We start from the raw sequence: 319 nt of genomic DNA, 5'->3' as shown, positions 1-319 counted from the left end.
CTTTTCGCAGCTTACCGCGTCCTTCTTCGGCTCTTGGCGCCTAGGCATCCACCGTATGCCCTTATTAACTTGACTTATGCTGCAACTGTCTATTGCGCATCATCTGCTTCGTTGGTCCTCAGACGTTTTGCTTGCGTACGACTGTACGCGGCGCGGCAACGTCTTCCGGTCCGCCTCGCATCTGATACACACTAGCCAGTTTCGCGTCGCCATTTTCATAGCAACTCATTTTGCCTTCAGTTAAATCCTAATTGCGCGTAAAGAACTTCTCATATGTTACTATGAGGCATTACTTTACTTTGCTTTCTTCTGTGCAGTT

1 rRNA gene is annotated in these 319 nt (G+C 48.3%); it reads right to left on the bottom strand.

The features are described from left to right. Nucleotides 1–75, bottom strand: a 23S ribosomal RNA gene (locus GT1_RS21955); the annotation flags it as partial. Between the last annotated feature and the right edge of the window lie 244 nt (nucleotides 76–319).

Source organism: Sporomusa sp. GT1 (genome assembly GCF_014634905.1).
In the GTDB taxonomy this organism is placed as follows: domain Bacteria; phylum Bacillota; class Negativicutes; order Sporomusales; family Sporomusaceae; genus Sporomusa; species Sporomusa sphaeroides.
Note: the sequence above shows the minus strand (reverse complement) of the source record. Positions and strands in the feature narration are given on the sequence as shown.